At 70.8% G+C, this 13,597-nt stretch carries 16 protein-coding genes and 1 pseudogene; 11 read left to right on the forward strand and 6 right to left on the reverse strand.

Features of this window, described 5'->3' with window-relative positions; genetic code table 11:
* Nucleotide 1 precedes the first annotated feature (1 nt).
* The 4 genes from AB0D93_RS19705 (at nt 2) to AB0D93_RS19720 (ending at nt 3,170) form a co-directional block, all read left to right on the forward strand.
* Nucleotides 2–181, forward strand: a complete 180-nt coding sequence (locus AB0D93_RS19705; protein ID WP_362120948.1) for a hypothetical protein — start codon at nt 2–4, stop codon at nt 179–181.
* A gap of 242 nt (nt 182–423) precedes the next feature.
* Nucleotides 424–1,161, forward strand: a complete 738-nt coding sequence (locus AB0D93_RS19710) for a hypothetical protein (RefSeq protein ID WP_362120949.1) — start codon at nt 424–426, stop codon at nt 1,159–1,161.
* Nucleotides 1,162–1,242: 81 nt separating this feature from the next.
* Nucleotides 1,243–2,181, forward strand: coding sequence for an NAD(P)-dependent oxidoreductase (locus AB0D93_RS19715; protein ID WP_362120950.1), 939 nt, complete (start codon nt 1,243–1,245; stop codon nt 2,179–2,181).
* Nucleotides 2,178–3,170, forward strand: coding sequence for an RNA polymerase sigma-70 factor (locus AB0D93_RS19720; protein ID WP_362120951.1), 993 nt, complete (start codon nt 2,178–2,180; stop codon nt 3,168–3,170). The genes AB0D93_RS19715 and AB0D93_RS19720 overlap by 4 nt, the downstream gene beginning before the upstream one ends.
* A 128-nt stretch (nt 3,171–3,298) precedes the next feature.
* Here the strand turns inward: AB0D93_RS19720 and AB0D93_RS19725 are convergent, their stop codons facing one another.
* From AB0D93_RS19725 to AB0D93_RS19735, 3 genes are all read right to left on the reverse strand, one after another.
* On the reverse strand, nt 3,299–3,622 hold the full coding sequence (locus tag AB0D93_RS19725) for a hypothetical protein (protein ID WP_362121137.1): 324 nt from the start codon (nt 3,620–3,622) through the stop codon (nt 3,299–3,301).
* A 127-nt stretch (nt 3,623–3,749) separates the two neighbouring features.
* Entirely contained in the window at nt 3,750–4,484 is a 735-nt protein-coding gene (locus AB0D93_RS19730; protein WP_362121139.1) for an NPP1 family protein, read from the reverse strand.
* Between the two features lie 144 nt (nt 4,485–4,628).
* A complete protein-coding gene (locus tag AB0D93_RS19735) occupies nt 4,629–5,393 on the reverse strand; it encodes a chitinase (RefSeq protein WP_362120952.1) in 765 nt (254 codons plus the stop codon).
* Between the two features lie 193 nt (nt 5,394–5,586).
* Between AB0D93_RS19735 and AB0D93_RS19740 the strand changes: the two genes are divergently transcribed.
* The 4 genes and pseudogenes from AB0D93_RS19740 to AB0D93_RS19755 form a co-directional block, all read left to right on the forward strand.
* Nucleotides 5,587–6,015, forward strand: a complete 429-nt coding sequence (locus tag AB0D93_RS19740) for an ester cyclase (RefSeq protein ID WP_362120953.1) — start codon at nt 5,587–5,589, stop codon at nt 6,013–6,015.
* 167 nt (nt 6,016–6,182) lie between these two features.
* Nucleotides 6,183–6,413 (forward strand): hypothetical protein, encoded by a 231-nt coding sequence (locus AB0D93_RS19745; protein WP_362120954.1) that lies wholly within the window; start codon nt 6,183–6,185, stop codon nt 6,411–6,413.
* A gap of 291 nt (nt 6,414–6,704) precedes the next feature.
* Nucleotides 6,705–6,938 carry a hypothetical protein gene (locus AB0D93_RS19750; RefSeq protein ID WP_362120955.1) on the forward strand — a complete coding sequence of 78 codons (234 nt, stop codon included), beginning with the start codon at nt 6,705–6,707 and terminating at the stop codon, nt 6,936–6,938.
* A 73-nt stretch (nt 6,939–7,011) separates the two neighbouring features.
* A pseudogene (locus AB0D93_RS19755) lies at nt 7,012–7,287 on the forward strand (peptidase inhibitor family I36 protein); the annotation flags it as partial.
* A gap of 28 nt (nt 7,288–7,315) precedes the next feature.
* On the opposite strand, the gene AB0D93_RS19760 reads toward AB0D93_RS19755, so the two are convergent.
* On the reverse strand, nt 7,316–7,666 hold the full coding sequence (locus AB0D93_RS19760) for a DUF1330 domain-containing protein (RefSeq protein WP_362120956.1): 351 nt from the start codon (nt 7,664–7,666) through the stop codon (nt 7,316–7,318).
* Nucleotides 7,667–7,885: 219 nt separating this feature from the next.
* On the opposite strand from AB0D93_RS19760, the gene htpG reads away from it, so the two are divergent.
* Complete coding sequence (gene htpG, locus AB0D93_RS19765; RefSeq protein WP_362120957.1) at nt 7,886–9,796, forward strand: molecular chaperone HtpG; 1,911 nt, start codon at nt 7,886–7,888, stop codon at nt 9,794–9,796.
* Between the two features lie 73 nt (nt 9,797–9,869).
* Here htpG and AB0D93_RS19770 read toward each other — a convergent pair whose 3' ends face one another.
* Entirely contained in the window at nt 9,870–11,177 is a 1,308-nt protein-coding gene (locus AB0D93_RS19770) for an amino acid permease (protein ID WP_362120958.1), read from the reverse strand.
* A complete protein-coding gene (locus AB0D93_RS19775) occupies nt 11,174–11,674 on the reverse strand; it encodes a hypothetical protein (RefSeq protein ID WP_362120959.1) in 501 nt (166 codons plus the stop codon). The genes AB0D93_RS19770 and AB0D93_RS19775 overlap by 4 nt, the downstream gene beginning before the upstream one ends.
* A 106-nt stretch (nt 11,675–11,780) precedes the next feature.
* On the opposite strand from AB0D93_RS19775, the gene AB0D93_RS19780 reads away from it, so the two are divergent.
* Nucleotides 11,781–12,797, forward strand: coding sequence for a WYL domain-containing protein (locus tag AB0D93_RS19780; protein WP_362120960.1), 1,017 nt, complete (start codon nt 11,781–11,783; stop codon nt 12,795–12,797).
* 138 nt (nt 12,798–12,935) lie between these two features.
* Nucleotides 12,936–13,541 (forward strand): PAS domain-containing protein, encoded by a 606-nt coding sequence (locus AB0D93_RS19785; protein ID WP_362121141.1) that lies wholly within the window; start codon nt 12,936–12,938, stop codon nt 13,539–13,541.
* Nucleotides 13,542–13,597: the final 56 nt, after the last annotated feature.

Raw genomic sequence — 13,597 nt, forward strand, 5'->3', positions numbered from 1 at the left:
GATGGCCCTCCTCGTCCTCCTGCACGCCGCCCTCACCGTCGCCTGGCTCGGCAGCTGTGTGGTGCTGCTGTCCAAGGCCGGTCCGCTCCTGCGCGGGCCACGCGTCGGCGGCGCCCTCGGCCGAACGACCGGCGTCGTGCTGATCGGCTCCGGCCTCGTCGTCGCGGCCTCCTCCGGCTGAGGGGACCGAGACACGGGTGCCGGGGGCGCCCCGCCCCGCCGATGGCCGCGCTCCGCGCCAACCTCGCCGTGCCGATGATGCCGGTGCCGCGCCCGCCACGCCACGAACGGTTCGCCTGCCACGAGAAGGGAGGCGGACGCGCCCGCGCGGACAGCCCGAGGACCACGCCGGCACACCCGCCGGCCGTGCGCGGCGGAGTCCCGGTTCCCGGCGGCGCGCACCCGGCCGGGACAATCCTCGTCATGAACGACGACATGGACGACGCGGAGGGCCGGCCGGCCCGGATCGAGCGGCTGCTGGAGAGCGGCGAACGCGAACTGGTCCCCGCCTGGCGCCGGGCGACGCGTGGTGAGCCGCGCTGGACGGTGACGGCGGTGATCCTGGCCGCCGTCGCCCTGCAGCTGAGCCTGCCCCACCGGCTCGTCCTCCTGCGCCCGGTCTGGGCCCTGCCCGCGCTGGAGCTGGTGCTGCTGGCCGGACTGATCGCGGCCAATCCCCGGCGCGTGGAGCCCCGTACACAGTGGCTGCGGTACCTGGGCCTGGGGCTCGCCGGTGTCATCAGTCTGGCCAACGGCTGGGCGGCCGTCCGGCTCGTGGGGGATCTGGTGAGCGGCCGCGGGGGAGACGGCGCGGTCCCGCTGCTGTTGACCGGTGGTGTCATCTGGCTGACGAACGTCATCGTCTTCGCCCTGTGGTACTGGGAGTGGGACCGCGGCGGCCCCATGGCCCGGGTCCGGGGACAGCACCAGTACGCCGACTTCCTCTTCGTGCAGATGCAGAGCCCGGAGGTGGCCCCGCCGGACTGGGAACCGGCGTTCCCGGACTACCTCTACCTCTCCTTCACCAACGCCACCGCCTTCAGCCCGACCGACGTGATGCCGCTGTCCCGGTGGGCGAAGATGCTGATGATGCTGCAGTCGTCGGTGTCCCTGGTGACCGTGGTCCTCGTGGTCGCCCGGGCGGTCAACATCCTGAAGTAGGGCGGATCACCGCCCCCATGTCACAACCGGCGGGGCTGTCTCGTCCTGATCCCGGAGAACGACTTCGGGATCAGGAAGGTGATGGTCATGCGCGTGTTCGTGGCAGGCGGTACGGGAGTTCTGGGGCGGCGGCTCGTACCGCGGCTCGTGGCCCACGGCCACCAGGTGACGGCCACGACGACGAGTGCGGCCAAGCTCGGTCAACTGCAGAGGCTCGGCGCGGACGGTGTCGTCATGGACGGACTGGACGCGGCGTCCGTCGGCCAGGCGGTCGCGGCCGCCCGGCCGGATGTGATCGTGCACCAGATGACCGGGATCAGCCCCGCGCACGCCGGCAAGCCCGATCTGAAGCACTTCGACCGTTGGGCCGAGCCCACCATCCGGCTGCGCACCGAGGGGACCGATCATCTGCTCGCCGCGGCCGAGGCGACCGGCGTACCGCACTTCGTCGCCCAGGGCTACGCCAACTGGAACGGAATACGGCGGGATGGATGGGTGAAGACCGAGGACGACCCGCTGGACCTGTACGAGGGGACGCCCGCGTACGTGGCGATGGCGGCGCTGCGGCACGTCGAGGAGTCGGTCGTCGGGGCGGGCGGCGCGGTGCTGCGCTACGGCGGGTTCTACGGCCCGGGCGCCACCGACGACCAGGTCGAACTCATCCGCAAGCGGCAGTTCCCGCTGGTCGGTGACGGCGGCGGGTACGCCTCGTGGGTACACCTCGACGACGCGGCGAGCGCCACCGTCCTCGCCGTGGAGCAGAAGGCCAGGGGCGTGTTCAACATCGTGGACGACGACCCCGCACCGGCGAGCGCATGGCTGCCGTACCTGGCACGGTGCACGGGGGCCAAGCCACCGATGCGGGTGCCGAAGTGGCTGGCCCGGCTGCTGGCCGGGCCGGTGGTGGTGACGATGATGACCGAGGGCCGCGGCTTCTCCAACGCCAAGGCCAAGCGGGAGCTCGGCTGGGAGCTGAGCTATCCCTCCTGGCGTCAGGGCTTCAAGGAGGGGCTCGCGTGAACCGGGTCGAGGAGTTCGAGGAGCTGCGGCCGCTGCTGTTCTCGATCGCCTACCGGATCCTGGGCAGCGTGACCGAGGCCGAGGACGCGGTCCAGGAGACCTGGGTGCGCTACGACCTCTCCGCGACCCGGCCGGTGTCGGCCAGGGCGTTCCTCTCGGCCACGGTCACCCGGATCTCGATCGACGTGCTGCGCTCCGCCCGGGTGCGGCGCGAGGAGTACGTCGGACCCTGGTTCCCCGAGCCGCTGCTGACCGACCCCTACCAGGACCCGGAGCACTCGGCGGAGCTGGCCGACTCGCTGTCCATGGCGTCCCTGCTCCTGCTGGAGCGGCTCAGCCCGCTCGAACGGGCGGTCTTCGTGCTGCGGGACGTGTTCGCGTTCGGCTTTCCCGAGATCGCCTCGGCCGTGGGGCGCTCCGAGGCGGCCTGCCGTCAGCTCGCCGTACGCGCGCGGCGCCACATGGAGGCGGGCAGGCCCCGCTTCGAGGCCGACCGGAAGGAGCGCGACGAACTCGCCGAACGCTTCTTCGACGCCCTGAAGGAGGGCGATCTCGACGGGCTGCGGGATCTGCTCGCCGGCGACGTGTCGATCGTCGCGGACAGCGGTGGCAAGGCTCCGCAGTTCGCCCAGGGAGTCTTCGGTGCCGAGCAGGTGCGCCGGATGCTCGGCATGTTCGTGCCGCCGTTCCTCGGCATCGGCGGACGCGTGGAGCCGCAGTGGATCAACGGCCGTCCCGGGGCGGTCTTCCGCGACCGCGACGGCAAGGTCGTCAACACCTGGACCGTCGAGGTCCTCGACGGGCAGGTCCAGACGATCCGCGCGGTCAGCAATCCCGACAAGCTCGGACACATGGGCCCCGTCGCGGACGCCTGGGCCCTCCTGCGCGAAACAGGACTGGCCCGCCAGGATGGGGGCGCCCCGGGTCCGAGGGACATGTTCACCACGCACCAGCCCGCACCGGAAGCAGACCAGGAGAGCCGGATGTGACCAGGACCGGTGTCCCGGCCGGTGTGCCGCGCACGGCGGACATCGGAGCACAGGTGGCGTTGTCGCTGCGCGAGACTTCGTGAGGCGACGAGGAACTCGGCGGTCCCGGGAGCGGGACCGCCGAGTGCTCAGTCCAGCGTGCCGGGCCCGTCGAGGACCCGGAGCAGTACGGCGGCCTCCGCACGCAGCCGCGCGGCCCGGTCGGCCTGCGCGGGCGCGGTGAACCGTCCCGCGAGCGTGAGCCGTTCCTCGGCTTCGGCCCGCACGATGTCGGTGATGTTCCGCTCGCTCAGCTCACGCCGTGCGGCCTCCGAGGTCCCGACGCCGACCGGCACCTGTTCGAGAGCCGAGCCGCGCAGCTCGGACGCGCCCACCGGCACGGCCTCGGCGTTGTCCAGGGCGGCGAGGGCCGAACGCAGGGCGCTCACGGAGACCTTGTCGCGGGCACGCATCGCTTCCCGCAGGGCTTGACGCATGTGAAGGCGCAGGGACATGCCGGTGACCCTATGGCTCTGCCCCCGCGATCCTCAAAGGGATATCCCCCTCCCGGCGCGCCGCGAGGGGGATCGGCGGCCGCGATCAGGCATGCGGGTCGAAGGGGATTCCCGAGGGCATGGAGTTCGCCAGCCCGGACTGGAAGTCCCCGTCCTTGATCTTGATGGTGGCCTCGCCGAAGTCGGCGCTCATCAGCTTGTCCCGGAAGCCCGGAGGATAGCCCTCCCAGCCCACCAGACGGGGGTAGAACCAGCCGCCGGTCACGTTCTCGGGCGGCTCGTCGTTGCTGTTGGCGAAGCGGAAGTCGTGGGTCGAGAGGCCGTCCTTGTGGTAGACGACCTTCGGGTGGGTGCCGTCGAAACGGATGGAGGAACGGTCGGCCACCTGGTAACCGGTGTGCTGGGACACCGAGACGTACCGCACCTCGTTGTCGTTGATCCACACCACCACGTGCTCCCAGTCGTGGGTGTGGCCGATGGCCAACGGGCCGTAGGTCGCCTGGTCCTTCTCGAAGTAACTGGCGTACACCACGGCGCACCAGCCGTTGTCGCACTTCTCGCGCGAGTAGGTGTTGGCGTTGGCGAGTTGGGCGTAGTCGTGGCAGTGGCCGTTGACGTCGCCGCCGAGCGCCAGACCGGGGTTGATCGTGCCGTCGGCGCCGATGGCGGCGGTGGCGTAGCAGCCGTCGCCGTCGTAGTCGTAGGCGGGGGAGAAGGTCTGTTCCAGGCCGTCGGCGTTCTGCGGCAGCAACTGCAGTACGGCGGCGTCGGCGCGGCCCGGGACCGCCACGGTGAGGGCCAGCGCGGCCGCCGCGGACACCGCCGCGGCCGGGGCGGAACGGCGCAGGCGCCGTGGACGACCGCCGGCTGACGCCGGGGAACGGGACTTCCTCGCACGGGACAGGGGGATGCGCACGTCAACTCCTGATGCTTGAGCGCGGGGGACGGATCCGGAGGGGCCCGGTCAGCAGTAGAGGTTGCCGCCCGGGGGGACGCCGAGGATCTGGGTGAAGCGCTGGTAGGCGTCGACGCGGCTCTGGACCTGGGCAGGGTTCTTGCCGTCGCATTCCAGGGAGCCGTTGATGCTGCGGATGGTCTGGCCGAATCCGGCGCCGTTGACGATGGCGTTGTGCGGGGTCATGGTGCCCGGGCCGGACTGGGTGTTCCAGTACCACAGGCCGGTCTTCCAGGCGACGGAGGCGTTGTTCTCCACCTGCCAGGGGTTGTTCAGGAGGTCGATGCCCAGTGCGTCGCCGGCGGCCTTGTAGTTGAAGTTCCAGGACAGTTGCAGGGGTCCGCGTCCGTAGTAGGCGGCCTGACCGGCGGGGCAGCCGTAGGGCTGGCTCCAGTCGCAGTAGGTGGGGTAGTTGGCGGTGTTCTGCTCGACGACGTGCACCAGGCCGCCGGTCTCGTGGCTGACGTTGGCCAGGAAGGCCGCGGCTTCCTGCTTCTTCACGGTGTCGCTGCCGGTGCCCGCGAAGCCGGGGTAGGCGCTCAGGGCCGCGGTGAGCCCGCTGTAGGTGTAGAAGGGATTCCGGTTCGGGAACATCTGGTCGAACTGCGCCTCGCTCACCACGAAGGCGGACTGTGCCGTCTCGCTGCCGCGGGCGAGCGTGCTCCATCTGCCGACGACGGCGTCGTCGGCGGCGTGGCTGGGGGCGGCGGTGAGCAGACAGGCGGACAGGCCGAGGGCGGCGGTGAAGACGGCCGTCGGACGGGATATGGCCATGGGTGGGGGGTGGCCTTTCGCGTGGGGGAGGGAAGGGACCGGGCTGCAACCTAAAGGTATGGACCATTTCAGTCAAGGGGTGAAGTAAGACTGGAGGAACGGGAGTTGACCCGCCGACGCCCGGTCATGTCACAGCGCTGCGGCCTGTTTCGTCATAGGTGTGCCACCACGAACCGGACCGAGGAGAGACCCTGTGTCCACAGATGAAGTGACGCGCAACAAGGAGACCGCCACGCGCTTCCACGACGCCGTGAACAGCGGCGATGCGGAGGTCGTCGCGAAGGCCATCGACGAATTCGTCAAGCCGGACGTGCTGTTCCACGCACCGGTACCGACGGGCACGACGGGGGCACGGGCGCTCAAGGACGTGTGGACCGTGCTCCTGCGCGCGTTTCCTGACATCCATGTCGCGGTCGAGGACGTCATCGCCGAGGGGGACAGGATGGCGACCAGGAACACGGTGACCGGGACCCACCTGGGCGAGTTCCGGGGACTGGCGCCGACCGGCAGGTCCGTCAGCTACGGCGAGATGTTCGTCTTCCGTTTCGAGAGCGGCCGGATCGCCGAGATCTGGGGCATCGTCGACGTCCTGTCGCAGATGAGGCAACTCGGCGCGCAGTGAAGGCCTTCGGTTCCACGCCTTCCGGAACCCCGTGTCGCGCACCCGGCCGCCGCTGCGACCGCGTGCGCGAGCGCGTTCTCCGGCCTTCTTCGCTCCATGATCGCCGGAAGTGGTGAACCGGGCGCCGGTGCCGCATGGGCTCCCGAGGGCTCGGGCATGCCCTGGCCATGCGTCCCCTCGTGATCATGTCCGCGCCGGCCGCGGCCTTCGGCCCCCGCGTGAAAGGGCGCGCGTACTCCTTCGACTCGCACGCCGCCGTCACCGTCTACGCGATCAGCCATCAGCCCGGCGGCTGCCTGTACCGTGCGATCCGCACCGACGACTACGCCAACTCCTGGGAGCGAGACCGGGAGTTCGACGGCGTCAGTGACACCACGATGGGACGCCGGCCGGGCTGAAACCGAGATGCGACCTCTCACGACGGCCGGTGCCGCGTTCCTGTTCCTCGGCCTCTCCCTGAGCGCCTGCACCACCAGGGCGGACACCTCGCCCCGGCCCACCGCGGACGACGTGGTCAGGGCCGCCACCCGGCCACTCACCGACGACTGCCTCGTCCACCGGGGTCTCGCCCCGCCCCGCCCCGCCCCGGCGGCCCCGCACCCTCGACCGCCGAGCAACGGCGCGTCGACGCCGCGCTGTTCGGGGCCGGACCCGCCGAACTGTCCCTGCGCCTGCCCACCGGCTATGTGGTGCGCGCCCACACCGACGGCTGTCTCGCGGCCGCCCAACGGCGGCTGTACGGCGACCAGGTCCGCTGGTTCCGCACCTCGGTGGTCGTCGACAACCTCGGCCCCGAGGCCACCGCGACCCACCACTCCCTGGCTGAGGTCCGCGCCCGGCACCGCACCCAGATCGCCGAGTGGCGACGGCTGCGGGTGCGTGCCGTCAACGAGGCCACTGCGCTCCTGACCCGTCGTCCATGAACTCGACGACGCCGACGACACCGACGTGTCGCACCTCGGGTGACACACACCTCGGGTGACACACACCTCGAAAGGACTTTTCTGTGTGTGGACCGACGTCGATTTCCAGGGACTGAAGATCGAGCACAGCGGTGACGACCACTGGTGGGAGGGCGACATGGCCGGGCACGACTCCTCCTGGGCGAACCACGGCATCTCCGGACCCGGCGTGAAGGACCACGTCCGGATCTACTCCGGCCGCGAACTGTCCGGCCATGTGACCCTCTGTCTGGCCCCGGGCCAGGAGGTCGGCCACAACGCCGCCGCGAACGACCAGGGCGGCTCCCACACCTGGACGATGAGCTGCTGAGCGCTGCCGCTGCCCCGGGCGTCCCGTCCTAGCGGGCGGCGGACAGGGCTTCCAGCATGCTCCGGGCGGTGACGGTCGCGTCGTAGTCCTCGCTCACGCCCGGAACCAGGATGATGTCGCCCTCGATGTGCCGCGCACGCAGGGGCGCGATGGCCTGGTACGCGTCTGAGTCCCACCAGGCGCGCGCCCGGTCCATCGAGGGGAAACCGATCACGACGACGTGGCCGGGCCACGCGCCCTCCTTCACCTCGTGCGCCGCGCCGTGCACGAGGAACCGGCCGCCGTACGGCTCGAACGTGGCGGTGACCCGCGCCATGTACTCGGCGATCTCCGGGTGCGGGGCCGCTTCCTGGAGATGGGCGATCGCGTAGGCCGACATCGCGTGTCCTTCCGGCTGGTTGGCTTGCTGCTGACGTCGACCATGCTGCCGCCGGGGCGTTCCGTGGTCGATGACCTGCCAGGTAATGAACTCGATGCCGGCCAGGCCGCAGGGACGGGATCCAGCCACCGGGGCCGTATCCAGGCCGACGCCCTGACATGGTGTTTTACAGTGGCTGGCATCAGTGCCGGCGATAACACCTGTGAGGTATGCGCGACCATGCCGACTGAAACGCTCGAGTTTCAGGTAGAGGCCCGTCAGCTGCTGCAGCTGATGATCCACTCGGTCTACTCGAACAAGGACGTCTTCCTGCGTGAGCTCGTCTCCAACTCCTCCGACGCGCTGGACAAGCTGCGCCTGGAGAAGCTGAGGGACGACACGCTGGACGCCGACGTGTCCGATCTGCACATCGAGATCGACATCGACAAGGACACCCGCACCCTCACCGTGCGGGACAACGGCATCGGGATGTCGTACGACGAGGTCGGACAGCTCATCGGCACCATCGCCAACTCCGGTACCGCGAAGTTCCTCCAGGAACTCCGGGAGGCCAAGGACGCGGCCGGGGCGGAAGGGCTCATCGGCCAGTTCGGTGTCGGTTTCTACTCCGGTTTCATGGTGGCGGACGAAGTCACCCTGCTGACCCGGCGCGCCGGCGAGACCAAGGGCACCCGCTGGACCTCGCGCGGCGAGGACACGTACACGCTGGAGCCGGTCGACGACGCGCCGCAGGGCACCTCGGTCACCCTCCACCTCAAGCCCGCCGACCCGGAGAACCAGCTCCACGACTACACCTCCGCGTGGAAGATCAAGGAGATCATCAAGCGGTACTCCGACTTCATCACCTGGCCCATCCGGATGGTGCCCGAGGCACCCGCCGCGGCCGGGGAGAGCGACGAGGCGCCCGAACCCGAGACGCTCAACTCGATGAAGGCGCTGTGGGCGCGCCCGCGTGACGAGGTGTCCGACGACGAGTACCACGAGCTGTACAAGCACATCGGCCACGACTGGCGCGATCCGCTGGAGACGATCCGGCTCCAGGCGGAGGGCACCTTCGAGTTCCAGGCCCTGCTGTTCCTCCCCGCACACGCCCCCCACGACCTGTTCACCCGGGACTTCAGGCGCGGTGTGCAGCTGTACGTCAGGCGCGTGTTCATCATGGACGACTGCGAGGCGCTGCTGCCGCCCTACCTGCGGTTCGTCAAGGGTGTCGTCGACGCGGCCGACCTCTCGCTCAACGTGTCCCGCGAGATCCTCCAGCAGGACCGCCACATCGAGATGATGCGGCGCCGGCTCACCAAGAAGGTCCTGTCCACGGTCAAGGACATGATGGCCAAGGACCAGGACCGCTACGCCACGTTCTGGCGGGAGTTCGGCACCGTCCTGAAGGAGGGCCTGGTCACCGAGCCGGACAACCGCGATGCCATCCTCGCCCTGGCCTCGTTCGCGAGCACGCACCACGACACCGAGCTGACCACGCTCAAGGGTTACGTGGAGCGGATGAAGGAGGGACAGGACGACATCTACTACCTGACCGGCGAGTCCCGTCAGAGCATCGAGAACTCCCCGCACATGGAGGCCTTCCGGGACCGGGGCATCGAGGTGCTGCTGCTCACCGACGCGGTCGACGAGGTGTGGGCGGACGCCGTCGGTGAGTACGAGGGCAAGAAGCTGCGGTCCGTCGCCAAGGGCGTCATCGACCTCGACGCCAAGGACGACGACACCTCCGAGGGCGAGCGGGAGAAGCAGACCGAGGAGTACGCCGGTCTGCTCGGCTGGATGAAGGAGCAGCTGGACGAGGACATCAAGGAGGTGCGCCTGTCCTCCCGTCTCACCGTGTCCCCGGCCTGTGTCGTCTCCGACGCGGGCGATCTGACCCCCGCGCTGGAGAACATGTACCGCGCGATGGGCCAGGAGGTGCCCCGGGCCAAGCGGATCCTGGAACTCAACCCGGACCACCGGCTGGTGAAGGGCCTCAACCAGGCGTACAAGGAACGCGAGGACCGCACGGACCTCACCGAGACCGCCGAACTCCTGCACGGCCTTGCGGTACTCGCCGAGGGAGCCCAGCCGAAGGACCCCGCCCGCTTCGTCAAGCTGATGGCGGACCGCCTGGAACGGGCGCTGTAGCCGTCTCCTGCGGATGCCGGCGGCCTGTCCCGGGGGAACGGGACAGCCGCCGGGGTCCCGCCGGGACGGGGGATCAGGTGCCCGGTTCCAGATCGGCAGGCAGATCTGCTGTCCGCCGCCGTCGCAGGTAGCACAGGGCGCTCGCCGCGACGAGCAGCGGCCAGAGCAGGTACCAGCCCGCCATGACCAGGAGCGCGGCGACCGCGACGAGAGCGAGGAGCGCGCAGCGGTGGGACAGGCCGCCGCGGGGCAGGAGCCGTAGCGCGGCGGCCGTACCCAGCGCGTACACCGTCACGAACGACCCGGTGGTGAGCAGCACGAGCGGCTGCGGGCCCACGCCGGCCATCGCGGTGGCGGCGAGCGCGAGGCCCGACAGCCCCGACACGAGCGCCAGGCTGCGGCGTGGTACCTCGCCGACGCTGCCGCCCCGGGCCAGCCAGGCGGGCAGCGCGCCGTCCCGGCCGAGCGCGGCGCCCAGTCGGGCCGCGCCCGCGAAGTAGGCGTTCATCGTGCCGAGGGTGAGCAGCAGCGCGGCGGCCGCGGCCAGCACGTGGACCGTACCGCCGATGCCGAGGGCCAGCAGTTCGGCCAGCGGGGCGTCGGAGGTGCCGGCGGCCGGGCCGAGCACGAGGACGCTGGTGGCGGCGACGGCGAGGTACAGCACGCCGACGACGGCGACCGCCAGGCCGGTGGCGCGGGGCAGATCGCGCGCCGGGCGGCGGAAGTCGGCGGCCAGGTGGGTGATGGCCTCCCAGCCCGCGAAGCTCCACACCAGCAGGGCCGCGGCGGAGCCGACGGCCGGCCAGCCGTGCGGCGCGAACGGGTGCAGGTTCCGCGGGCGGGCGTGCGGCAGCGCGGTCCCGACCGCCGCCAGCAGCAGCGTGACGAGCAGCACGGCGAGCGCCAGTTGCAGACGGCCCGAGACGGTCAGACCGAACGCGTTGGCCACCGCCACCAGGATCAGCAGCACCGCCGCCGTGACCAGCACGGTGTACCGGCCACCGCCGAGCGCGCTCGCCACGTACGCGCCCGCGAACATCCCCGCAGCCGGCGCACCGGCCGGCACGGCGAAGTAGAAGCACCAGCCGACCACCGCCGCGGCCCGCGAGCCGAAGGCATGCCACACATAGGTGGAGACACCGCCGCCGTCCGGATAGCGGGCGCCCAGCGCGGCGAACGTGGCCGCGAGCGGCACCGAGACCAGGACCAGCCCCAGCCAGGCCAGCAGCGAGGCCGGCCCGGCCGCCCGGGTGGCCAGCGCGGGCAGGGCGATCACACCGGTGCCGAGGACCGCCCCGATGTACAGCGCGGCCCCCTGCCAGAGGGTGAGACTCCCGGACCGCCCGGCGGAGAGCTCGCGTGCGGCCGTCGCCTCGGTCACGCCGGAGCCTGCCCGGACCGGCGGAAGTCCATGGTCCAGTTGGTCTCCCAGGTCAGGCCGCCGTCGGCCGAGAACGCCTGCTCCCAGTGGGCCGACGCCCGTGTGATGTGCGACCAGACGAAGCGGCAGCGCACCGGGGTGCCGTCGTGCGTGTCGTCCCCGTGGAACTCGCCCCGGCCGTCGGCGTCGAACCGGCCGACGACAGGCGGCTGCAGCAGTCCGGTACGGCTGCTCACCCAGTTCAGGGACCACTGCGCGCGGACCGGGTCGAACAGGCGGAGCGTCAGGCCGGTGACCCCTTTCGTCGGGAAGCTGATCTCGTCGAGGTTGGCGGCCCCGCCGAACAGCGTGCCGTGGCACACCGTGGTGCCCGGGAACTCGTCCCACTCGCTGCCGCCGGTCAGCGGCGTGACGAGCCGCCGGTTCGTCACGTCCCAGGTGCCCACCAGGAAGTCGAAGTCCCCGGCCCCGGGCCTGCGGGTGGCTGCATTGCTCATCTGTACATGTCCTTCGCTGTGTCCGTGCGTGGGACCCACGCCCGGCCCGGAAACTAGCCCGGCTCCCCTGACAGCCTGTGTCAGTGGAGTACGGCAGACTCTCGGCATGCGTGCGAGCCGACTGCTGTCCGCCCTGTTGCTGCTCCAGACCCGCGGCCGGATGACCGCCCGGCAGCTCGCCGACGAACTGGAGGTGTCGGTCCGCACGGTCTACCGGGACATGGAGTCGCTCGCCGCGGCCGGTGTGCCGCTCTACGGCGATGCCGGGCACGACGGCGGCTACCGCCTGCTCGACGGTTTCCGCACCCGCCTGACCGGGCTGACCCGCGACGAGGCGGAGGCGCTCGCCCTGGCCGGTCTGCCCGGACCCGCCGCCGACCTCGGGCTGGGCACCGTACTCGCCACCGCACAGCTGAAGTTGACGGCGGCGCTGCCCGAGGAGCTCCGCGACCGGACCGGTGAGATAGGGCAGCGGTTCCACTTGGACACCTCCGGCTGGTACACCGAGGCGGACCCCACCCCGCACCTGGCAGCCGTGACCGACGCGGTGTGGCGGCAGCGCCGCATCCGTGTCCGCTACCGGCGGTGGAAGGCACCCCAGGAGTCGACCAGGACGCTGGACCCCTACGGCCTGGTGCTCAAGTCCGGCCGCTGGTATCTGGTGGCAGCCCGGCAGGGGCGCGTCCGCACGTACCGGGTCTCCCAGATCCTTCGGGCCGAGGTGCTCGCGGACCCCTTCGAGCGCCCGGGCGGCTTCGACCTGACCGCACACTGGCGGTCGTACCTGGCGGACTTCGACGCCCGCCGCCTGAACGCGACAGCGGTCGTACGACTGACCCCGCGGCTCCTCGCTGAGCTGCCCGACCTGATGGAGCCGGCGGTCGCCCGCGCGGCCCAGGACAGCGCCGGGCCGCCGGGACCCGACGGACGGGTCGAGGCCGTGATTCCCATCGAGTCACCCGACCACGCCGCCGGCCTGCTGCTGCGGCTCGGCGCGGAGGCGGAGGTGGTGGCACCGCCCGAACTGCGGTCCCTGATCACACGGACGATCACCGCTCTGGCCGACATCTACCGCGAGCCGGCCACCGAGGGCCCTGTTGGAGAAGCGGGTAGTCTCACCTAGACTGGCGATCCAGAGCTGGACAATCAGTCCAGATCATGTAGGGAGGTCCCCGTGGGAGAGGCGCCGGACCGCCGCGGCAAGGGTGAGTGTGACGGCCACGGCACCGTCGCGTCAGCCTCCGCCGAGGCCGACGAGCACATCATCCGCGAGGCCGAGAAGATCGCCGTGGCGTTGGGCCGCATGTTCCCGGGCCTGTGCGAAGTGGTCCTGCACGACCTGCGGGATCCGGACCACTCGATCAGGGCGATCGAGAACAACCTCTCGGGCCGCGAGGTCGGGGACTCCACGACGGAGTTGGGCCTGGCCCGCATCGAGGACCCCGACTACCCCAGTGTCATCCAGAACTACCCCAACCAGTTCCCCGACGGCCGCCCGGCGAAGAGCACGTCCATCGGCATCAAGAACGCCGCGGGCGAGTACATCGCGGCACTCTGCCTGAACCTGGACGTGTCCGTGCTGTCACCGGTGACGCTGGCGCTGTCCAACCTGGTCGCCACGGACACCGAGCACCGCGAGCAGCCCCTGGAGACCCTGCGGGACCGCAACGCGCGCGAGCTGCGCGAAGCGGTCGAGGCACATGCCGCTGAGCGCGCCGCGACGCCACGGTCGCTGAGCCGCGAGGAAAAGAGGGCACTCGTACGGCAGTTGCAGCGCGACGGCTACTTCGACTCGCGCGACGCCGCGCAGACCATCGCGGACCTGCTGGGCGTGTCCCGGGCGACCGTCTACAACTACGCCAAGTAGCGCAAGCGGTTGACGGGTCTGCTGCACACCTCTCAGGAGACATCTTTCTGTGAACC

It is taken from the genome of Streptomyces sp. NPDC048191, assembly GCF_040652655.1.
In the GTDB taxonomy this organism is placed as follows: domain Bacteria; phylum Actinomycetota; class Actinomycetes; order Streptomycetales; family Streptomycetaceae; genus Streptomyces.